The organism is Micromonospora sp. WMMD737 (assembly GCF_049179055.1).
GTDB lineage: Bacteria > Actinomycetota > Actinomycetes > Mycobacteriales > Micromonosporaceae > Micromonospora > Micromonospora reichwaldensis.
Genome location: NZ_JBMHMH010000001.1, coordinates 840,669 through 860,973 on the forward strand (window position 1 = coordinate 840,669; position 20,305 = coordinate 860,973).

Consider the following 20,305-nt stretch of genomic DNA (forward strand, 5'->3'; position numbering starts at 1 on the left):
GCGCAGCGGCTCCGGTCGCCGTTCGGCCGCCGCCGCCCGACTGTGAACTCCGTTACCTCGCCAGCGAGCGGGAATGAGATCACCGGATCCGGATTTGGAGCCAGATGTGACTCCTGCACTCTTCCCAGCCCGGCTGCGCACCGACCGGCCGGCGGCGAGCCGGTGACGGCCGCCGTCGACGCCCCCAAGGGACCGGCAGCCCCGCTGACGCCCGGTGACCTGATGAGCCCCCGGCAACGCCTGCGGCTCGTCCTCGTCCTCGGGTCGCTGATCGCGGTGGGTCCGCTGACCATCGACATGTACCTGCCCGCGCTTCCCACGATCGTCGACGACTTCCGGACCACGTCGGCGGCGGTCCAGTTGACCCTCACCGGCACGCTGGCGGGCCTCGCCCTCGGCCAGTTGCTGATCGGCCCGCTGTCCGACGCCGTCGGCCGGCGCGCGCCGCTGATCGCCGGCATCGCGCTGCACGTCGTGGCGTCGCTGCTCTGCGTCGTCGCGCCGAACATCACGGTTCTCGGCGCGTTGCGGGTGGTGCAGGGCCTCGGCGTCGCCGCGGCCTCGGTGGTCGCGATGGCCGTCGTCCGTGACCTGTTCGACGGTGCGGCCTTCGCGAAGCTGCTCTCCCGGCTGCTGCTGGTCATGGGGGCGGCGCCGATCCTCGCGCCGACCCTCGGCGGCGGGCTGCTGCGCTGGACGGACTGGCGCGGCGTGTTCGTGGCGCTGGCCGCCTTCGGCGTGCTGCTCGTGGTGGTCGCCGCGTTCGGCCTGCGCGAGACGCTGCCCGCCGAGCGGCGCCGACGCGGCGGCGTGGTCGCGACGATCGGCGTCTACGGCTCGCTGCTACGCGACCGTACGTTCGTGGGCCTGGTCCTGGTCGCCGGGCTGGCCATGGCCGCCCTGTTCGCGTACGTCGCCGGGTCGTCGTTCGTCTTCCAGGACCAGTACGGCCTGGACGAGCAGCAGTTCGGCCTGGCCTTCGGGGCGGGCGCGGTCGGGCTGATCGCGGCGACCCAGTTCAACGTACGGCTGCTGCGCCGCCACCCGCCGCAGCGGATCCTCGTCGTCGCCCTTGCCGCGGGGAGCGTGGCCGGACTGGCACTGCTCGCCTTCGCCGTGACCAATTTCGGCGGGCTGCCGGCCCTGCTGGTGTCGTTGTGGGTGGTGCTCGCGGCGGCGGGCCTCGCGATGCCGAACGCGCCGGCCCTGGCCCTGTCCCGCCACGGCGAGGCGGCCGGCACGGCCTCCGCCCTGCTCGGCGCCGTGCAGTTCGGCGTCGGTGCGCTGGCCGCGCCCCTGGTGGGCGTCCTGGGCACCGGCGCGGTCGCCATGTCCGTCGTCGTCGCGGGGGGCATGCTGGCAGCGACGGCGGTCCTGTTCGTCGTCGTGCGACCGTCCCGGCTGGCAGGCCTGGAGCCGGACGGGGTGGTCCTGGCCGCGCACTGAGCGGGCCCGCCGCGCGCTGCGCGGAAAGCGGTTGTCGGCGGAACGGGTGGCGGCCTAGCCTGCTGGCTGTGCACGCCATCTGCCGGCGGATGCGCCGGGTGCGCCGGTGAGCAGCCGCCTTCGTGAGATCGCCCGACAGACGGTGGCGATCGCCGAGTCGGGCCGGTACCGCAACGGCGCCGGCGACGAGGTCGTCATCGGTGCGCAGGTGCGGGCCGCGGTCGCCGGCACCCGCCACCACCTTCCCGACGGGACGCTCACGATCGGCGACACGCGGGTCGGGGCCGGCGACGTCGAGGTGACGTACGAGTCGACGTTGCAGGCAACCCGCCGGCTCGGCCCGGATGCGGCGTGTCTGGTGTTCGCGTCGGCCAAGAACCCGGGCGGCGGGTTCCTCGGCGGGGCGAAGGCGCAGGAGGAGAGCGTCGCGCGATCGTCGGCGCTCTACCCGTGCCTGCTCGCCGCGCCCGACTTCTACGCGTTCCACCGCCGCCAACGCGACCTGCGGTACAGCGACCGGGTCGTCTACTCCCCGCGGGTGCCGGTGTTCCGCGACGACAAGGGCGGGCTGCTCGACGTGGCGTACCAGACGTCGTTCCTCACCGCCGCGGCGCCGAACCTCGGCGCGATCGTGCGCAACCAGCCCGCGCACGCCCCCGACGTGCCGGCCGTGCTGCGCCGGCGTGCGCGGCGGGTGCTCGAGGTGGCCGCCGCGCACGGGCATCGGACGATCGTGCTGGGCGCGTGGGGGTGCGGGGTGTTCCGCAACGACCCCGCCACGGTGGCGGACGCCTTCGCCGACGCGCTGCGGGTGGTCGACCGGTTCGACCGGGTGGTGTTCGCCATCCGCGACAACCTGTCGGGTACGCCCGTGTACGGCGCGTTCGCAGCACGCTTCGGCACGTCCGCGCCGGGGCCGGCGGGCGACGCCCGTCGGGGTTGAGTGGTCCGGCCCGACGCCGCGCCGAGACCCGGCCCGGCGGTGGCCGCGCAGCCGCCACCGCCGTTCACCGCCACCGTTGTTCAGGCCGCCACCGCCGCCCTGTCCACCGGCTTGTTCAGCCCGCCGGCGCCGTGGTCAGCGTGGCTGCTCGGCGAGGTCCCGGATGCCCTGCAACGTGCCGGTCATGGCGTCCCGCAGGGCGTCCAGCCGGCGGGCGATGACCTGCTCCTCGTTCTCCGGGGCCCGGTCGATGATGAGGCTGAGCCCGGTGCGGCCGGGTCCGATCCGCACGGAGTGGGACAGCCGGCACCCGCCGTCCTCTGCGGTGAGGCGGTACTGCCAGGTGGCACCCGGTTGCGCGGGGTCGGTGGGGCCGCCGCCGAAGCGGTTGTCCGGGTCGAGCACGACCCAGCCGAAGGCCCGCGGCTCGTCGAACCGCACGATGTGCGAGATGGTGCGCCACTCGCCCAGCGCCGGATGGTGGTTGTGCCCCTCGAACCGGGCGCCGAGTGTCGGCCCCCGGCTGCCGTCCAGCCACCGCACCCGGCGCAGCTCCGGACTGAACCGCGCGGGCAGCTCGATGTCCGTGACCAGCTCCCACACCCGGGCGGGATCGGCTGCCACGTGCAGGTCGCACTCGACCGCCGGGCCGTCGACGTAGCGCACGGCATCCTCCTTCGTGTCCTCGACTGTCTTCCGGTCCGCGCACCGCAGCCACCGTCGTAGGACGGGCGGCCGCCGCACCGGACAAGGGTGGCCCGTCCGGGCCGTCCGCGCAGCCCCGGCACGCTCATGTGTCTCGATACCGACAATCGGCGCGGGCATCGACCGTCGGCGGTCGACCCCGCTCGATCGCCGGGCTCCACGCCCGCCCCCGCCGCCGGCTGCCGCGATCCGGCGTCGAGGTCATGGCGGCGGCGTAAACGGGTATGCCGTCGCATGGGAACCGAGGTCGCCGTGGTCGGTGCCGGCTTCTCCGGGCTGGCCGCCGCGCTCGCGCTCGCCCGCGCCGGGGTACGGACGCGGGTGCTGGAGGCGCGCGACCGGGTGGGCGGGCGGGTGCTCACCCGGTGGCTGGCCGACGGCACCCAGCTCGACCTGGGCGCCCAGTGGGTCGGCCCCACCCAGGACCGGGTCAACGGGCTCCTCGCCCGGTACGGGATCGACACCTTCCCGTCCGCCGCGCACGGCGCGTCGCCCGTGATCTTCCCCGACGGCCGGCACGCCGGGGCCCCCGAGGGCGCCGCGCGGGTCCTCGACCTGCTCGACGCGTACGCCGAGCGGGTGGATCCGGTCGCGCCGTGGGCGGGGGCCGAGGCCGCCGAGTGGGACCGTACGACGCTGGCCGGTTGGCTGCGCACGGCCGCGCCGGACCCGGCCACCGCCCGGTACCTCGGGCGGCTGCTCGCGGGCGGGCTGCTGGCCGCCGGCCCGGACGAGATCTCCATGCTCCAACTGGCGTTCTACCTGCGCTCCGGCGGCGGCAGCCGGGCGCTGCTGGCGATGGCCGGCGGCGCGCAGCAGGACCGGATCGTCGGCGGGCCGCCGGTGCTGGCCGAGGCGCTGGCCGCCGCCCTCGGCCCGGACGCGGTGCGGCTGTCCGCGCCCGTGCGGGCCATCGCGCAGGACCGTGCCGGCGTGGTCGTGCACACCGACACCGACCGCGTCGAGGCGGACGCGGTGGTGGTCGCCGTGCCGCCGACGCTGGCCGGGCGCATCCGGTACGACCCACCGATGCCGCCCCTGCGCGACGCGCTCACCCAGCGGATGCCGATGGGCTCGGCGATCAAGGTGCACGCGGTCTACCCGGAACCGTTCTGGCGCGCCGACGGCCGTTCCGGCGTCGCGTTCTGCCTCGCCGGGCCGGTCACCGAGACGGTGGACAACAGCACCCCGGCCTCCCCGCGCGGGGTGCTCACCGCGTTCAGCTACGGCCCGGAGGCGAACGCGCTGCGCCGGATGCCGCCGCGGGACCGCAGGGCGAGCCTGCTCGACGCCCTCGCTGCCGTCGCCGGCCCGGCCGCCCGGCGGCCCGAGGAGTTCGTCGAGTACGACTGGTCGGCGGACGAGTGGACGCGCGGTTGCTTCTGCGGGGCGCCGACCCCCGGCTCCTGGTGCGGCTACGGCCCGGAGCTGCGCCAGCCGGTGGGACGGGTGCACTGGGCCGGCACGGAGACCGCCACCCGGTGGGCGGGCTACCTGGACGGGGCGATCGAGGCCGGCGAGCGGGCGGCTGCGGAGATCCTGGCGCGTACGGGCGGCTGACGCCGCGGGGCCGGCTGCTCGACGGCTCAGCCGCTCGGCGGCGGCGGTCGCCGTTCGCACCGACGTGACGCCGGGCGAGGAGGTGCCCGGCCGGTGCCGCGTCGACCGGTAAGCTCCAATCTCGGCGTACGTGTGTCGACCGGTGTTCGTCGGGACGAGGGGTGAGCTCACCGCCCCCGGTGAGTTGAGCAGGGTGGAGTGGTTGTGACGGCCGACTGGCAGGCGGGCGGTTCCGGCGCCGCCGGGTCAGGACTGGCGTTGGCGGCCATCCAGGGTCGGCAGAGCCTGCGCGAGGAGGTGGCGCACGCGCTGCGCGCCGCGATCGTGGCGGGCCAGATCAGGCCCGGCACCATCTATTCGGCGCCCACCCTGGCGACGCAGTTCGGGGTCTCCCCGACGCCCGTGCGCGAGGCGATCCTCGATCTGGCCAAGGAGGGCCTGATCACGATCGTCAAGAACAAGGGCTTCCGGATCCGCTCCCTGTCGGAGCGCGAACTCGACGAGATCACGCAGATCCGGGAACTGCTGGAGATCCCGGTGGTGGCCGACCAGGTGGGCCGGCTCTCGGCGGAGCAGTTGCGCGAGCTCCGGGTGCTCGCGGAGGCCATCGTCAGGGCCGCGAGCCGGGGCGACGTCGTGGCGTACATCGAGGCGGACAGCGAGTTCCACCTGACCCTGCTGCGCGCGGGCGGCAACCTGCGGCTGGTGGAGACGGTGGCCGACCTGCGTAACCGCACCCGCCTGTACGGGCTCGACGCACTGGTCAGGGACGGTCGGCTGGTCGACTCGGCCAGCGAGCACGTCCAGCTCATGGAGCTGTTCGAGGCGGGGGACCGGGACGGGGTCGTGGACCTGATGCGCAGCCACCTGCGGCACGTGCGCGGAATCTGGGCCGACCGACCCGAGCGCTAGCCGGCGCGCGTCTCCGCGGGCCGGCCTGTGGCGGTCCGCTGCCGGCAAATCACCGCGCCGACGACGGGCGCCCCGGCCGGAAGAGGAACACCGTTCGCACCTGGTGACGGCCCCGACAACCGTGCTACGGTGACATGTAACATTTTACTGGAGGTGGCGTGGAACAGATTCCGTGGCGGGGCGTCCTGGCGGCCACCGCCCTGCCGTTCGACTCCCGTGACCTGAGTGTCGACCTCGACGCCTACGCGGCGCACGTCGGGTGGCTCGCCGAGAACGGTTGCCGCGGCGTCGTCCCGAACGGCTCCCTGGGGGAGTACCAGGTCCTCAGCGCCGGGGAACGCGAGGCCGTCGTGCGGACCGCGGTGCAGGCGGCCCCGGCCGGCTTCTCGGTGGTTCCCGGGGTGTCGGCGTACGGGGCGGACGAGGCGCGACGCTGGGCGGAGCAGGCGGCCGAGGCGGGCTGCCAGGCCGTGATGCTGCTGCCGCCCACCGCCTACCGCGCCGACGACGCGGCCGTGCTGGCCCACTACCGCGAGGTGGCCAAGGTCGGCCTGCCGATCGTCGCCTACAACAATCCGCTCGACACCCGCGTCGACCTCACCCCCGCCCTGCTGCGCCGGCTCTTCGACGAGGGGCTCGTGGTCGCGGTCAAGGAGTTCAGCGGCGACGTCCGCCGCGCGTACGAGATCGCCGAACTCGCCCCCGGCCTCGACCTGCTGGCCGGCGCCGACGACGTGGCCCTCGAACTGCTGATGGCCGGCGCGGTCGGCTGGATCGGCGGCTACCAGAACGCCATCCCGGACAGCTGCGCCCGCCTCTACACGGCCGCCGTCGCCGGGGACGCCGCAACCGCCGTGCCGCTGTACCGGACGCTGCACCCGCTGCTGCGCTGGGACTCCCGCTCCGAGTTCGTCCAGGCGATCAAGCTCTCCATGGACGTGGCCGGCCGGGCGGGCGGCCCCAGCCGCCAGCCGCGCCAGCCCCTGCCCGCGACCGTCGCCGCCGAGATCCGGGAGACCACCGGGCGGCTGCTCGCGGCGGGGCACCGCTGATGCGCACCAACCGCGTCATCCACGTGGTCGACTCGCACACGGAGGGGATGCCCACCCGGGTGGTCACCGGCGGAGTCCCGGTGATCCCCGGCGCCACCATGGCGCAGCGCCGCGAACACCTGATGACCCACCTCGACCACCTGCGCACGTTCCTGATGTACGAGCCCCGGGGCCACTCGGCGATGTCGGGGGCGATCCTGCAACCCCCGACCCGACCGGACGCCGACTTCGGCGTGATCTACATCGAGGTCTCCGGCTGCCTGCCGATGTGCGGCCACGGCACCATCGGCGTGGCCACCGTGCTGGTCGAGACCGGGATGGTCGAGGTCACCGAGCCGGTGACCACCGTACGCCTGGACACCCCCGCCGGCCTGGTGGTGGCGTCGGTCGCGGTGACCGACGGCCGCGCCACCGCCGTCACGATCCGCAACGTCCCGTCCTTCACGGTCGCGCTGGACGCCGTGGTCGACGTTCCCGGCCTGGGCCGGGTCCGCTACGACCTGGCCTACGGCGGCAACTTCTACGCCATCGTGGACCTCACCGAGCTGGGAATCGGCCTCGACCGGGCCCACAAGCAGCGGCTGCTGGACGCCGGGCTGGCCATCATGGCGGCGGTCGACGCCACCGACCGGCCGGTGCATCCCGGGCAGCCGGAGATCGCCGGCTGCCATCACGTGTACCTGGCGGGGGAGGGCTCGGACGCCCGCCACTCCCGGCACGCCATGGTGATCCACCCCGGCTGGTTCGACCGGTCACCCTGCGGCACCGGCACGTCGGCGCGGATGGCGCAGCTGCACGCCCGGGGCCTGCTGCCGCTCGACCGGGACTTCGTCAACGAGTCCCTGCTCGGCACCCGGTTCGTCGGACGGCTGGTCGACACGGCCACCGTCGCAGGCCGCCCGGCGGTGGTGCCGACGGTCACCGGGCGGGCCTGGCTGACCGGCACCGCCCAGCACTTCCTCGATCCCGACGACCCCTTCCCGGCAGGATTCCTGTGGTGACCGAGATGCTCCGGAGTCGTTCCCCGCAGTGCCCCGGCGACGTGGTCGCCGAACGCGCCGCGGTGTCCCCCGACGAGGTGCGCGCACTGGCCGCGCAGGCGCGTACCGCACAGGCCGGCTGGTGCCGGGAAGGGCCCGCCGGCCGCGCCTCGGCCCTGCGCGCGGCGGCCGACCGGCTGCGCGACCGGGCCGACGCCCTCGCGGACCTCATCGTCCGCGAGGTCGGCAAGCCGGCGAGCGAGGCGCGCGCCGAGGTGGACCGCAGCGCGGCCATCCTGGACTACTACGCGCAGGCCTGCTATGCCGCGACCGGTGACGTGCTGGCACCCTCGCTTCCGGTGCACCAGCCCGGCCTGCTCTTCACCGAACGCCGCCCGCGCGGCGTCGCCGGGCTGGTCACGCCGTGGAACTTCCCGCTGGCGATCCCGCTGTGGAAGGCCGCACCGGCGCTCGCCACCGGCAACGCCGTGCTGCTCAAACCCTCCCCGGACGCGCTCGCCTGCGGCGAGGCCGTCGGTGGGCTGTTCGAGTGGCTGCTGCCGAACGGGCTGCTGCACGTCGTACCGGGCGGGACGGAGACCGGGCGGGCGGTCGTCGAGGCGAGCGACGTCGTCTCGTTCACCGGGTCCGCAACCGTCGGCGCCCAGGTCGCGGTCGCTGCCGCCCACGCCGGGCTGCCGGTGCAGGCGGAGATGGGCGGCCAGAACGCGGCCCTGGTGCTGCCCGACGCGGACCTCGGGCAGACCGCCGCGCTGCTGGCCAACGCCGCGATGGGGTACGCCGGGCAGAAGTGCACCGCGACCCGGCGGATCGTCGTGGTGGGCGACGCGCGGGAGTTCACCGAGGCGCTGGTGGCCGCGGTGGCGTCGTTGCGGTTCGGCGACCCGGCCGAGGCGACCGTGGTCGCCGGCCCGGTGATCGACGCGGCGGCGCGCAGCCGGGTTCTCGACGCCGCCGAGGCCGCGCGGGCCAGCGGGGCGCGGCTGCTCACCGGCGGTACGGGCGGCCCGACCGCCGCCGACGACGGCTGGTACGTCGCGCCGGTGCTGATCGACGGGCTCGACCCGGCCCACCCCGTGGCCAGGGAGGAGACCTTCGGACCGCTGGCCACCATCCTGGCCGTGCCAGACCTGGCCGGCGCCATCGACCTGGTCAACGACGTGCGCTACGGGCTCGTCACCTCCGTGCACGGCCGCGACGTCGGAGCGCTGCTCGACGCCACCCGGCGGATCGACACCGGCCTGATCCGGGTCAACGCGCCGACGACCGGAGTGGACTTCCACGCGCCGTTCGGCGGCGAGAAGGCCTCCAGCTACGGGCCGCGCGAACAGGGCACCGCCGCCCTGCACTTCTACACCTCGGTCCGCACCGTCACCTTCGCGGCACCGCCGCGACCCAGCTGACCCGATCCACCCACCATCCCCGTCAAGGAGCCGCTGTGACCCGCGCCGACCTGCGTACCGGCAGCCACGACCTGCCGGTCAGCCCCGCGCTCGAGGAGTTCATGTCGTCCGGCTGGACGGACACCGAGCAGTACGACCTGCCGGTCGACGAGGTCGCCGGCTGGGCGGCGCGGCGACGCGCACGGCTGCACGAACTGTTCGCCGGCCAGCGCCTGGTGGTACCGGCCGGCGGCTACCAGCAGCGCTCCAACGACCAGAACTACCCCTTCCGGCCCCACTCGGCGTACACCTGGCTGACCGGCGACCAGTCCTCCGACGGCGTCCTGGTGGTCGAGCCCGACGGGGAGGTCACGCTGTTCCTGCGCCCCCGCTCCGGGCGCAAGGACGGCGAGTTCTTCCGCGACCGGGTCTACGGCGAGCTGTGGGCCGGCCGGCGCCCCACGCTGGGCGAGAGCAGCCGCCGGCTGGCCCTGCCGACCCGCCACGTCGCCGAACTGGCGCCGGCGCTGGCCGGTGCGCACACGCCGACCCGGGTGCTGCGCGGCGTCGACCGAGGCGTCGACGCGCTGCTCGGCGGCGGGCCCACGGCCGGCGACGCCGAGTTCGCCGCCGTGCTGGCCGAGCTGCGCCTGGTCAAGGATCCCTGGGAGATCGCCCAGTTGGAGCAGGCGGTGGCCACCACGACCCGTGGCTTCGAGGACGTGGTGCGGGCGCTGCCGATGGCGATGCGTACGTCCGAGCGGTACCTGGAGGGGGTGTTCTGGCAGCGGGCCCGCCTGGAGGGCAACGACGTCGGCTACCACTCCATCGTGGCCGCCGGCGCGCACGCGGCGACCCTGCACTGGAACGACAACGACGGGCCGGTCCGCGACGGCGACCTGCTGCTGCTCGACGCCGGTGCGGAGACCCGGTCGCTGTACACCGCCGACATCACCCGGGTGCTGCCGGTCTCCGGCCGGTTCAGCCCCTTGCAGCGCGACCTGTACGAGCTGTGCCGGCGGGCCAACGACGCCGCGCTGGAGTGCCTGCGGCCGGGCGCGCGGTTCCGGGCGTTCCACGAGGCGGCGATGACCGTGCTGGTGCACGGGCTGGCGGATCTCGGGGTACTGCCCTGCACGCCGGAGCAGTCGTTGGCGGAGGACTGCGGCCTGCACCGTCGGTGGACCCTCTGCGGCTCCGGCCACATGCTCGGCCTGGACGTGCACGACTGCGCCGCCGCCCGGTCCGACACCTACCTGGACGGCCGGCTTGCGGCCGGTCACGTGCTGACCGTGGAGCCGGGACTGTACTTCCAGCCGGACGACGAACTCATCCCCGCCGAGTTGCGCGGGTTGGGCATGCGCATCGAGGAGGACGTGCTGATCACCGACGACGGCTACCGCGTGCTCTCCGACGACCTGCCCCGCCGCGCGGACGACGTCGAGGCGTGGATGCACCGTATCGCTTCATGACCACCGCCAGCCCGGACGTCGTCGTCATCGGGGCGGGCATGGTCGGCGTCGCCTGCGCCTACTACGCCGCCCGCGCCGGACTGACCGTCACCGTGGTCGACCGGGGCGGGGTGGCCGCCGGCACCACCGGCGCCGGCGAGGGCAACATCCTCGTCTCCGACAAACCGCCCGGGCCGGAGCTGGCGCTGGCCCGCCACTCCGTCTCCCTGTGGCGGGAACTCGGGGAGACCCTGGGCGCGGAACGGATCGAGCTGGAACACAAGGGCGGACTGGTGGTGGCCGCCTCGCCGGCCGAACACGCCGCGCTGCGGGCGTTCGCCGCGAGCCAGCGCGCCGTCGGGGTCGAGGCGTACGAGGTGGCCGCCGACGCGTTGCCCGGGTTCGAGCCGCACCTGGCCCGGGACCTCACCGGCGGCGTGCACTATCCGCAGGACACGCAGGTGCAGCCGATGCTGGCCGCCGCCCACCTGCTGCGTGCCGTCGGGGTGCGGTTGCTCACCGGGACCACCGTCGTCGGGGTGCGCCGCGACGCCGCAGGAGCGGTCCGGGGCGTGGTGACCGACCGGGGCACGCTGCCGACGACGGCGGTGGTCAACGCCGCCGGCGTCTGGGCCGGCGAGGTCGCCGCCCTGGCCGGCGTCGAGCTGCCGATCCTGCCCCGGCGCGGCTTCATCCTCGTCACCGAGGCGCTGCCACCACTGGTCCGGCACAAGGTGTACGCGGCCGGCTACGTCGCCAACGTCGGCCGCAGCACGGGCGACCTGGAGGTGTCGCCGGTGGTGGAGGGCACGAGGGCGGGCACGATCCTGATCGGCTCCACCCGGGAACGGGTGGGATTCGATCCGACCTTCCCGCTGCCGGCGCTGCGCCGGCTGGCGGCGGGAGCTGTCCGGCTCTTCCCGGTCCTCGGCCGGGTGTCGGCGATCCGCGCCTACCGGGGGTTCCGGCCCTACAGCCCCGACCACCTGCCGACGATCGGCGCCGACCCCCGGGTGCCGGGCCTCTACCACGCCGCCGGACACGAGGGCGCCGGGATCGGTCTCGCCCCGGCCACCGGGCACGCCGTCGCCGCACTGCTGACCGGGCGCCGCCCGGACGTGGACCTACGACCATTCGCCCCGGAGCGCCATGACGTTCACCTTTGACGGCCGTCCCGTCCCCACCGACGGGCGACGGACGATCGCCGCCGCACTGCTCGCCGCAGGCGTCCGCTCGTGGCGGCGGACCCGGGTCGGCGACCGGCCCCGGGGGGTCTTCTGCGGGATCGGGATCTGCTTCGACTGCCTGGTCCGCGTCAACGGGGCGTCGGCACAGCGCGCCTGCCTGGTCGTCGCCCGCCCGGGGGACGTGGTCGAGACCCACGACGACGGGCCGCGGTCGTGACCGCGTACGACGTGGTGGTGATCGGCGCCGGACCGGCCGGGTTGGCCGCGGCGGCCACGGCGGCGCGGGCGGGCTGCCGGGTGGCGGTGCTGGACGCCGGGCCACGGCCGGGCGGGCAGTTCTGGCGGCACCAACCCGACGCGGACGGCAGCGGCCACCCCGACTGGTCGACGTTCGCCCGGCTGCGCGAGCAACTCGGCCGGGTCGACCACCGCGCCGACGCCGCCGTCTGGTTCGTCGAGTCCCGCCGGGCCACGGCGGGTCGCGCCGATCCGGAGTTCACGGTGCAGACCCGGTCGGGGGCGGTGCACGGGCGCCGGCTGGTCGTCGCGACCGGCGCCCACGACCGGGTCGTGCCGTTCCCGGGCTGGGACCTGCCCGGGGTGGTGACTGCCGGCGGTGCCCAGGCCCTGCTCAAGGGCCAGGGGGTGACCTTCGCGCGGCGGATCGTGGTGGCGGGGACGGGACCGTTCCTGCTGCCGGTCGCGACCGGCCTCGCCGAGGCGGGCGGCACCGTCGTCGGCGTCTACGAGGCGAACGACCCGGCGGGGTACGCCCGCCAACTGCGTGCGGTCGCCGGGGCGGCCGGCAAGCTCGTCGAGGCCGGCCGGTACGGCTGGCGGATGCTCCGGCACACGGTGCCCTACCACCGCCGGACGGCGGTGGTGGCCGTGCACGGCACCGACCACGTGACCGGGGTGACCGTCGCCCGGGTCGGTCCCGGCGGCACCGTGCTGCCCGGCACCGGCACTCAGGTGGCGTGCGACGGCCTCGCAGTGGGCTTCGGGTTCACCCCGCAGCTGGAGTTGGCCGTGGCCCTGGGCTGCGCGACCCGGCTGGACTCCGACGGATGCCTGGTGCTGGCCGTCGACGCCGCCCAGGCGGCCTCGGTGCCGGGGGTGTACGCCGCCGGTGAGGTCACCGGCGTCGGCGGTGCCGCCCTGGCGCTGGTGGAGGGGCAGCTGGCCGGGGGCGCCGCCGCGCTCTCTCTCGGCCGTCCGCCGCCCTGGTCGGCCCGTCGGCACGACCGCCTGCTGCGGGCGCGGCGTCGGCTGCGCCGGTTCGCGGCGGCGCTGCACGCGGTCCACCCCGTGCCAGCCGGCTGGCCGGACTGGTGCGCCGACGACACGCTCGTCTGCCGGTGCGAGGAGGTGCCCGCCGGAGCGGTCCGGCGGGCGGTGCGGGAGCTGTCCGCCACCGACGGCCGGGGCGCGAAATTGTTGACCCGGGCCGGCATGGGCTGGTGCCAGGGCCGGGTCTGCGGCTACGCGACCGCCTGCCTGGTGGCGCGCGAGGTGGGCCGGACACCCGGTGCGGCCGACCTGGCCGGCTACGCGTCCCGTCCGCTGGCGCAGCCGGTCACGCTCGGCGAACTCGCCGCCGAACAGTGAGAGCCACGCGGCGTCGCCGGTCACATGGCGACCGGCGACGCCTCCTCGGAGCCGGGCCGAGCCCGGCCGCTCGCGCGACCTGCGGGTGTGGCCGCCGCGCGAGCGCTGGCGGCCACACCCGTCCGGCGTGGCGCGGGTCCTCAGTACTGCGACCGCACGGTGACCCCGCTGAACGCCTGCTTGGCGTGCAGGCTCACGTAGTGGTAGCCGGGGGCCGGGTTGTTGATCGTGATCGTCTCACCGTTGCCGCTGGTGACCGACCGCTGGGTGTACATGCTCGTGGTGGCCCAGCTGCTGGGGCTGTAGTACAGGTCGGCGTCGCCGGTGCCACCGGCCGAGGTGATCTTCAGGCTGGCGGTGCCGGCCGGGACCTGGAGGTAGAGGTAGTGCAGGTTCCCCGCGGTGGCCTGGAGGTTGCCGCGCTGGCAGTTGCGGCCCAGCGTCCGGACGTCGCCGCCGGTGCACTCGGGCAGCGGGGCGGGGCCGCCGGTGACGGTGACGTTCCGGGAGGTCCTGGCGGTGGCGCCCTTGTCGTCGGTGACGGTCAGCGTGACCGGGTACGTGCCGGCGGCGCGGTAGGTCTTCGTGGGGTTGGTCGCCGTCGAGGTGGTGCCGTCGCCGAAGGCCCAGGACCGGGCGGCGATGCTGCCGTCGCCGTCGGTGGACTGGTCGGTGAAGGTGGCGCTCAGCCCGGTGGTGGTGGACGTGAACGCCGCGACCGGGGCCTGGTTCGCGGGCGGGTTGGTGGCGCCGCCGCAGTTGCCGGCCGAGCAGGCGTCCAGCCAGGCGTACCAGTCGGCGTCGTAGCGGCTGCCGATGGTTCCGGTCAACAGCGTGCGGGCGGCGTTCCAGTTGCCCGTGCGGTAGTGCCCGAGCAGCGTGGCGACGTCACTCCGGTGCGACTGGAGCATGTACCGCACCGCCAGGTAGCCCCACCGGTAGACGCGGTTGGTGTCGTGGCTGTACGTGGTGTCGAAGAGCGTACGCAGGGAGTAGGTCTTCTTTCCGGCCTCGGTGATCGCGGCGCCGTAGGTCAACTCCCGGTACGAGTACGACACGTACTCGGCGAAGCCCTCGATCCACCAGATGGTGGGGGTGGCGATGTTGTCGGTGAAGTCGCCGTACAGGTTGAAGCGGCCGTCGAGGTAGTGGGTGTACTCGTGGTTGAGGTTCCAGATCTCGAAGGTGGGGCGCAGCCACTCCGCCTCGTAGGCGATGAACCGCGGCTGGTTCCCGGCGACCGCCGGGTCGCCTTCGAGGTACATGCCGCCGTTGTTCGTGTCGATGCCGAACATCGGCCCGCCGTACGTCTGGTAGTCGGCGCTGGAGTCGTAGACCACGACCTCGATTGTCGTGTTGCGGTCGTTCGCGACCGGGCCCTCGTCGGCCGCCACGGAGTGGAAGTAGGCGTCCTGGTTGCGCATGCTCGCACAGGCCCAGTCGAGTTGGGCGGAGGTCATCTGCTGGGCGCGGATGCGGATGGTGCTGCCGCAGGCGAAGGTGACCGGCAGGATCGCCGCGGCCAGGCGTGCCTGGAGGTCGCAGGTGTCGTAGTAGGCGCAGTTCGCCTTGTCGTAGTAGTCGGTCATCTCCGCGACGCCGACCCAGAGGGTGGCGGTGGAGCCGGTCATCGCGCTCAGGTCGAGCAGGCCCCGGGCCAGCGGTCGCACCTTCGAGCGCAGGGCGGTGTGCTGGAGGAAGCGGCCCAGTTCGCGGCCGGCGTTGGCGACCAGGTAGCCCCGGTCGGTGCCGAGCAGGGCCCGTTTGCCGGTGGCGAAGGCGTACAGCGTGTCCAGCACGCTCGGGTCGGCGGTGACGGTGCTGACGAACTCGGGCACCTGGTGGCCCCGGAACAGCACGGTGTAGACGTTGTTGACCGCGTTCAGCATCCACCACGACGAGTCGTACGAGCTGTCGTAGCGGGTCAGCAGCCGCTTCACCACGTACAGGTAGCGGGCGTTCTCCTCCGCGCTGTCGATGAGCGTGACCGCCTCGGCCAGCACCTCGCCGTTGACGTCGTTGACGTCGCCGGAGCGGCTGTTGGCGAAGAACGTGTCCAGCCCGGCGCGGATGGCGGTGCGCAGGCCGGAGCCGTACGGGCCCACGGTGGCGGGGTGGTTCCACTGCACGTAGTACCCGGCCCGCAGGTACAGCACGAGCTGGGCGGTACCCGTGGCGTTGGTGCCGTCGTAGGAGGCGGCGTTGTCCCGCAGCCCGTACGCCACGCTTGTCATCTGCGCCTCGCGGAAGGCCTGGGAGGCGTCGCTTCCGGAGAGGCTGAAGAGGGTGTTCACGCAGTCGGTGGTGGACGCCCTGATCTGCTGCACCAGGGCGCTGCCGGTCCGGCTCGTGAAGTCGCCGACCGCGCAGGGCGCGGCGACCGCCCCGCGCGCCGACGGGGGGTTGCGCCGTCCCCCGTCGTCGGGCCGGTCGTAGTCGCGGCGCAGTTCCGCACGGGACGAGGGAAGCGGGGCCCGCTCGCTCAGCGGCAGCGGCGCCCGCCGGACGTGGGCGTCACCGGCGCCGGAGCCGAGGCCGGCGTCGCTCGGGGCGGCGCCTGTCGGCCTGGGCGGTGGCGCCGCGTGCGCGGTGCCGGAGGAGGTCGTCGGGGCCAGCCCGAGCGCCAGCACCAGTGCGAGGGGGACGGCGGGCCAGCCGCGTCGGTTTCGTGTTCTCGTGGTTCTCACGGGTCGCCTCCTGGCGTTCGTGGTCCGGCCGGGTCGCCGGCGGGTGGGTGGCGGTGCGGAGTGGCTGCGGCGTCGATTCCCGTCGATCAGGTGGGGTCCGCGCTGTGGGTGGCCAGTACAATGGCACACATCACACATCGTGTAAAGAAATCGCTCGCGATCGATGTGCGTGACGATCCGACTACGGTGCGTTGCCGTTGACAGTCGCTCGGCGGGTCGCCTACGGTCTGCGGGCAACCCACAACTACATAGACGCCGTTCGAACCCGCGCGGGAGAGATCCCGACCGTCCGTCGGGGCGCCGAAGGAGCAAACTCCCAAGAAACTCTCAGGCCCCGTTACCGCTCGGGTGAGGCGAACTCTGGAAAGCAGACGATCATTCGTCTCACCCACGGTGCAAGCCGCCAACCGGCGGTGAAGCTCTCAGGTCGATGACAGAGCGGGAGGCAACCGACCGTACGACGCGACCGCGTCGGAACGAGGGAGGCCTCCGTGCATCAAGGTCCGACGACCCTGCTCCACCCACCCCTGCACGCCGTGCACGCCGAACTCGGCGCCCGGTTCACCGGCTTCGCCGGCTGGTCGATGCCGCTGCGCTACGGCAGCGAGACCGCCGAGCACCGCGCGGTACGCGAACGCGCGGGCCTCTTCGACCTCAGCCACATGGGGCAGCTCGAGGTGTCCGGGCCGCACGCCGCCGCGGCGCTGGACCACGCGCTGGTCGGGCACCTGTCGGCGGTGCCGGTCGGCGGTGCCCGCTACACCATGCTCTGCGACGAGACCGGCGGCGTGCTCGACGACCTGGTCGCCTACCGGCTCGCCGCCGACCGGTACCTGCTGGTGACCAACGCCGTCAACACCCGCACCGCGCTGGCCGCGTTGCACCTACGCTGCGCCGGACACGCGGCGACCGTCGCCGACCACACCGCCGAGCGGGCCATCATCGCCGTGCAGGGCCCGCGTGCGGCCGACACGGTGCGGGCCGTGGTCGGCGCGGAGCCGACCCGACTCCGCTACTACACCGCCACCGCCGTGGACCTCGGCGGACGGCCGGCGCTCGTCGCCCGCACCGGATACACCGGCGAGGACGGCTTCGAGTTCTTCCTCCGGGCCTCGGACGCCGAAGACGTCTGGCGCGCGCTGCTCGCCGCCGGCGCCGGGCACGGGCTGACGCCGGCCGGGCTGGCCTGCCGGGACACGCTGCGCATCGAGGCCGGGATGCCGCTGTACGGTTGCGAGCTGCACCAGGGCGTCACTCCCTTCGAGGCGGGCCTGGGACGGGTGGTGTCCTTCGCCAAGCCGGGCGACTTCGTCGGCCGGGCCGCGTTGGCCGAGCGCCGGGACGCCGGGACCACCACCGTCCTCGTGGGACTGACCGGAACCGGGCGACGCGTACCGAGGACCGGCCATCCGGTGGTCGCGCTGACAGACGGCGTACCGGCACGACCCGTCGGCGTGGTCACCAGCGGCGCGCTGTCACCGGCACTCGACCGGCCCGTTGCGATGGCTCACGTCCACGCCGACGCGATCGAGGCCCGGTCCCGGCTGGGCGTCGTCGTCCGAGGAACCACCGAGCCGGTGCGGACCACCCCGCTGCCGTTCTACCGCCGTCCGCGCTGACGCGCACCGGCCCATCTTCCCAGGAGTGACGACCATGGACGTACCCGCGCGTCTGCGCTACAGCCGCAACCACGAATGGATCGACGACACGGCCGAACCGGCGGCCGTGGGTATCACCGCGTTCGCCGCCGCCGCCCTCGGCGACATCATCCACGCCGAACTGCCCGAGCCCGGCACCCACTTGAGCGCGGGCGAGGTCTGCGGCGAGGTGGAGTCCACCAAGTCGGTGGCCGAGCTGTACCTGCCGGTGAGCGGCGAGATCGTCGCCACCAACGAGGCGGTCGTCGCCGACCCGGACCTGATCGGCACCGACCCGTACGGGGCGGGCTGGCTGGTGCGGGTGCGCCTGACCGACGCGCCGGCGCTGATGACCGCCGACGAGTACCGCGCCTACCTGGCCGACGCCGACGCGGCGGGTGCGGCATGAGCCTGCTCGACCGTGAACTGATCGACGTCGACCCGGAGATCGCCGAGGCGGTCGCCGCCGAGCTGGACCGGCAGCGGCGGACCCTCGGCATGATCGCCTCGGAGAACCACGCGCCCCGGGCGGTCCTACAGGCGCAGGGCTCGGTCCTCACCAACAAGTACGCCGAGGGCTACCCCGGCCGGCGGTACTACGGCGGCTGCGAGCACGTCGACACCGTCGAGCGCCTGGCGGTCGAGCGGGCGAGGCGGCTCTTCGGCGCCGCGTACGCCAACGTGCAACCGCACTCCGGCAGCCAGGCCAACGCCGCGGTGATGGCGGCCCTGCTCGACCCCGGGGACACCATCCTGGGCCTCGACCTCGCGCACGGCGGCCACCTGACCCACGGGATGCGGATCAACTTCTCGGGCCGGTTGTACCGGGCGGTGGGCTACCGAGTGGACGCCGAGAGCCTCCTCGTCGACATGGACGCCGTCGAGCGGCTGGCGCACGAGCACCGACCGAAAATGCTGGTGGCGGGCTGGTCGGCGTACCCGAGGACCCTGGACTTCGCGCGGTTCCGCCGCATCGCCGACGCCGTCGGGGCGTACCTGCTGGTCGACATGGCGCACTTCGCCGGGCTGGTCGCCGCCGGGCTGCATCCCAACCCGGTGCCGCACGCCCACGTGGTCACCCTGACCACCCACAAGACGCTCGGTGGCCCGCGTGGCGGCGCCATCCTCAGCGCGGACACCGACCTGGCCCGGCGTCTCGACTCGGCGGTCTTCCCCGGCCAGCAGGGCGGCCCGCTGGAACACGCCGTCGCCGGCAAGGCGGTGGCGTTCCGCATCGCCGCCGGCGAGGAGTTCCGCGACCAGCAGCGCCGCGCCCTGCGCGGAGCGCGGATCGTCGCCGGGCGCCTGGGCGCCGCCGACGCGCACGACGCCGGCATCCGGGTGGTCGGCGGCGGCACCGACGTGCACCTGGTGCTGGTCGACCTACGCGCGGCGAAGCTGGACGGCCGCCAAGCGGAGCGGCTGCTCCAGAGCATCGACATCACCGTCAACCGCAACGCCGTACCGTTCGACCCCCGTCCGCCGATGGTGACCTCGGGACTGAGGATCGGCACGCCGGGGCTGGCCACCCGGGGCTTCGACGACGCCGACTTCGCCGAGGTCGCCGACATCGTCGCCACCGCGTTGACGACCGCCGAGGGCGACGAGGAACTGCGGGCGCGGGTCCGCCGCCTCGCCGACCGGCACCCGCTCTACGCGGACCCCACGGCCCGCCCGTGACCCGTCCGCCGGGGGCGCGTGCGGACGCGCTCCCGGCGGCACCAACCCCGTCCGCCGCCGTCGGGCGACGGCCTCGTGACTCGGCTCTCCGGAAAGGCGTTCCATGCCGAACAAGCTCCTGCTCCTGGCCGCGGAGAACGACCGCATGCGCGCACTGGTCTCGCGATCGTCCCTGACCCGCGGGATCGTCCACCGCTTCGTCGCGGGCGAGGAGGCTCGTGAGGTGGTCGGCGTGGCACGGCGGCTCGCCGGGGTGGGTCTCCAGGTCACGATCGACCACCTCGGCGAGGGGACGAGGGCGCTCGCGCAGGCCGAGGCCACCCGTGACACGTACCTCGCGCTGCTGTGGTCGCTGCACGCCGCGGACCTGGCCGCGTCCTCCGAGGTCTCACTGAAGGTCTCGGCGTTCGGTGGGTCGTTGCCGGCTGACGGGTACGGGCACGCCCTGCGGCTCATCCGCGACGTCTGCGCCGCCGCCGCGGCCGTCGGCTCAGGCGTCACCATCGACATGGAGGACCACACCACCGTCGACGCGACCCTCTCCCTGCTCGGCGACCTGCGGGCGGAGTTCCCGTGGGTCGGCGTCGCCCTCCAGGCGTGCCTGCGGCGCACGGCGGAGGACTGTCGGCGGCTCGCCCACCCGGGCAGCCGGGTCCGCCTGGTGAAGGGCGCCTACGCCGAGCCCGCCTCGGTGGCGTTCGTGAAGAAGCGCCAGGTCGACGACGAGTTCCGGCGGTGCCTGCGCATCCTGATGGAGGGGCAGGGGTATCCGATGGTCGCCACCCACGACCCGAAGCTCATCGATCACACCCTGCACCTGGCGCGGCAGGGCGGGCGGAGCGTCGAGGACTTCGAGTTCCAGATGCTGTACGGGATCCGCGAGAACGAGCAACTGCGACTGGCCTCGGGCGGGAACCGGATGCGGGTCTACCTGCCGTACGGCCGCGACTGGTACGCGTACTTCATGCGGCGGCTCGCCGAGAAGCCGGCGAACCTGTTGCTGCTCGCCCGCTCGTTCACGCCCGGTTCCGCCAATTGAGTCAACGCCGCCGGG

The 20,305-nt window shown here is 74.2% G+C and carries 17 protein-coding genes and 2 riboswitches; of the genes, 15 read left to right on the forward strand and 2 right to left on the reverse strand.

Annotation, left to right across the window (positions count from 1 at the left end):
• Nucleotides 1–222 precede the first annotated feature (222 nt).
• Complete coding sequence (locus ACN27A_RS03010; protein ID WP_421458357.1) at nt 223–1,446, forward strand: multidrug effflux MFS transporter; 1,224 nt, start codon at nt 223–225, stop codon at nt 1,444–1,446.
• Between the two features lie 106 nt (nt 1,447–1,552).
• Nucleotides 1,553–2,389, forward strand: a complete 837-nt coding sequence (locus tag ACN27A_RS03015; RefSeq protein WP_421449622.1) for a TIGR02452 family protein — start codon at nt 1,553–1,555, stop codon at nt 2,387–2,389.
• A 135-nt stretch (nt 2,390–2,524) separates the two neighbouring features.
• On the opposite strand, the gene ACN27A_RS03020 is transcribed toward ACN27A_RS03015, so the two are convergent.
• On the reverse strand, nt 2,525–3,055 hold the full coding sequence (locus tag ACN27A_RS03020; RefSeq protein ID WP_421449623.1) for an SRPBCC family protein: 531 nt from the start codon (nt 3,053–3,055) through the stop codon (nt 2,525–2,527).
• Nucleotides 3,056–3,328: 273 nt separating this feature from the next.
• Here ACN27A_RS03020 and ACN27A_RS03025 point away from each other — a divergent pair, with 273 nt between their 5' ends.
• The 9 genes from ACN27A_RS03025 to ACN27A_RS03065 all read left to right on the forward strand — a co-directional run bounded on the left by ACN27A_RS03025 (nt 3,329) and on the right by ACN27A_RS03065 (nt 13,247).
• Nucleotides 3,329–4,654, forward strand: a complete 1,326-nt coding sequence (locus ACN27A_RS03025; RefSeq protein ID WP_421449624.1) for a flavin monoamine oxidase family protein — start codon at nt 3,329–3,331, stop codon at nt 4,652–4,654.
• A gap of 204 nt (nt 4,655–4,858) precedes the next feature.
• Entirely contained in the window at nt 4,859–5,566 is a 708-nt protein-coding gene (locus ACN27A_RS03030; RefSeq protein ID WP_421449626.1) for a GntR family transcriptional regulator, read from the forward strand.
• 158 nt (nt 5,567–5,724) lie between these two features.
• Nucleotides 5,725–6,618: a dihydrodipicolinate synthase family protein gene (locus ACN27A_RS03035; RefSeq protein ID WP_421449628.1), complete on the forward strand. Its 894-nt coding sequence runs from the start codon at nt 5,725–5,727 to the stop codon at nt 6,616–6,618.
• Nucleotides 6,618–7,619: a proline racemase family protein gene (locus ACN27A_RS03040; protein ID WP_421449630.1), complete on the forward strand. Its 1,002-nt coding sequence runs from the start codon at nt 6,618–6,620 to the stop codon at nt 7,617–7,619. The genes ACN27A_RS03035 and ACN27A_RS03040 overlap by 1 nt, the downstream gene beginning before the upstream one ends.
• A gap of 5 nt (nt 7,620–7,624) precedes the next feature.
• Nucleotides 7,625–9,022 (forward strand): aldehyde dehydrogenase family protein, encoded by a 1,398-nt coding sequence (locus ACN27A_RS03045; protein WP_421458358.1) that lies wholly within the window; start codon nt 7,625–7,627, stop codon nt 9,020–9,022.
• Nucleotides 9,023–9,057: 35 nt separating this feature from the next.
• The gene (locus tag ACN27A_RS03050; RefSeq protein WP_421449632.1) at nt 9,058–10,473 is read left to right on the forward strand and encodes an aminopeptidase P family protein; all 1,416 of its coding nucleotides are present in this window, start codon (nt 9,058–9,060) and stop codon (nt 10,471–10,473) included.
• Nucleotides 10,470–11,618, forward strand: a complete 1,149-nt coding sequence (locus ACN27A_RS03055) for an NAD(P)/FAD-dependent oxidoreductase (protein WP_421449634.1) — start codon at nt 10,470–10,472, stop codon at nt 11,616–11,618. The genes ACN27A_RS03050 and ACN27A_RS03055 overlap by 4 nt, the downstream gene beginning before the upstream one ends.
• Nucleotides 11,602–11,856, forward strand: coding sequence for a (2Fe-2S)-binding protein (locus tag ACN27A_RS03060; protein ID WP_421449635.1), 255 nt, complete (start codon nt 11,602–11,604; stop codon nt 11,854–11,856). The genes ACN27A_RS03055 and ACN27A_RS03060 overlap by 17 nt, the downstream gene beginning before the upstream one ends.
• Nucleotides 11,853–13,247: an NAD(P)/FAD-dependent oxidoreductase gene (locus tag ACN27A_RS03065; RefSeq protein ID WP_421449636.1), complete on the forward strand. Its 1,395-nt coding sequence runs from the start codon at nt 11,853–11,855 to the stop codon at nt 13,245–13,247. Before ACN27A_RS03060 ends, ACN27A_RS03065 begins: the two co-directional genes overlap by 4 nt.
• A gap of 140 nt (nt 13,248–13,387) precedes the next feature.
• Here the strand turns inward: ACN27A_RS03065 and ACN27A_RS03070 are convergent, their stop codons facing one another.
• Nucleotides 13,388–15,934 (reverse strand): collagenase, encoded by a 2,547-nt coding sequence (locus ACN27A_RS03070; RefSeq protein WP_421449638.1) that lies wholly within the window; start codon nt 15,932–15,934, stop codon nt 13,388–13,390.
• Nucleotides 15,935–16,194: 260 nt separating this feature from the next.
• Nucleotides 16,195–16,287, forward strand: a riboswitch (glycine riboswitch).
• A 5-nt stretch (nt 16,288–16,292) separates the two neighbouring features.
• A riboswitch (glycine riboswitch) is annotated at nt 16,293–16,373 on the forward strand.
• Between the two features lie 52 nt (nt 16,374–16,425).
• On the opposite strand from ACN27A_RS03070, the gene gcvT reads away from it, so the two are divergent.
• The 4 genes from gcvT to ACN27A_RS03090 all read left to right on the forward strand — a co-directional run bounded on the left by gcvT (nt 16,426) and on the right by ACN27A_RS03090 (nt 20,290).
• On the forward strand, nt 16,426–17,553 hold the full coding sequence (gene gcvT / locus ACN27A_RS03075; protein WP_421449640.1) for a glycine cleavage system aminomethyltransferase GcvT: 1,128 nt from the start codon (nt 16,426–16,428) through the stop codon (nt 17,551–17,553).
• A gap of 34 nt (nt 17,554–17,587) precedes the next feature.
• Complete coding sequence (gene gcvH / locus ACN27A_RS03080) at nt 17,588–17,980, forward strand: glycine cleavage system protein GcvH (protein ID WP_421449642.1); 393 nt, start codon at nt 17,588–17,590, stop codon at nt 17,978–17,980.
• Complete coding sequence (gene glyA, locus ACN27A_RS03085) at nt 17,977–19,251, forward strand: serine hydroxymethyltransferase (RefSeq protein WP_421449643.1); 1,275 nt, start codon at nt 17,977–17,979, stop codon at nt 19,249–19,251. Before gcvH ends, glyA begins: the two co-directional genes overlap by 4 nt.
• Before the next feature lie 103 nt (nt 19,252–19,354).
• A complete protein-coding gene (locus ACN27A_RS03090) occupies nt 19,355–20,290 on the forward strand; it encodes a proline dehydrogenase family protein (protein ID WP_421449645.1) in 936 nt (311 codons plus the stop codon).
• The last annotated feature ends 15 nt before the right edge of the window (nt 20,291–20,305 follow it).

What these genes read in the sequence shown, in the direction of transcription:
- ACN27A_RS03010 (WP_421458357.1), top strand. Translation starts at nt 223, where the DNA reads ATGAGCCCCCGGCAACGCCTGCGGCTCGTCCTCGTCCTCGGGTCGCTG.
- ACN27A_RS03025 (WP_421449624.1), top strand. Translation starts at nt 3,329, where the DNA reads ATGGGAACCGAGGTCGCCGTGGTCGGTGCCGGCTTCTCCGGGCTGGCC.
- ACN27A_RS03040 (WP_421449630.1), top strand. Translation starts at nt 6,618, where the DNA reads ATGCGCACCAACCGCGTCATCCACGTGGTCGACTCGCACACGGAGGGG.
- ACN27A_RS03045 (WP_421458358.1), top strand. Translation starts at nt 7,625, where the DNA reads ATGCTCCGGAGTCGTTCCCCGCAGTGCCCCGGCGACGTGGTCGCCGAA.
- ACN27A_RS03055 (WP_421449634.1), top strand. Translation starts at nt 10,470, where the DNA reads ATGACCACCGCCAGCCCGGACGTCGTCGTCATCGGGGCGGGCATGGTC.
- ACN27A_RS03060 (WP_421449635.1), top strand. Translation starts at nt 11,602, where the DNA reads ATGACGTTCACCTTTGACGGCCGTCCCGTCCCCACCGACGGGCGACGG.
- gcvH (WP_421449642.1), top strand. Translation starts at nt 17,588, where the DNA reads ATGGACGTACCCGCGCGTCTGCGCTACAGCCGCAACCACGAATGGATC.
- glyA (WP_421449643.1), top strand. Translation starts at nt 17,977, where the DNA reads ATGAGCCTGCTCGACCGTGAACTGATCGACGTCGACCCGGAGATCGCC.
- ACN27A_RS03090 (WP_421449645.1), top strand. Translation starts at nt 19,355, where the DNA reads ATGCCGAACAAGCTCCTGCTCCTGGCCGCGGAGAACGACCGCATGCGC.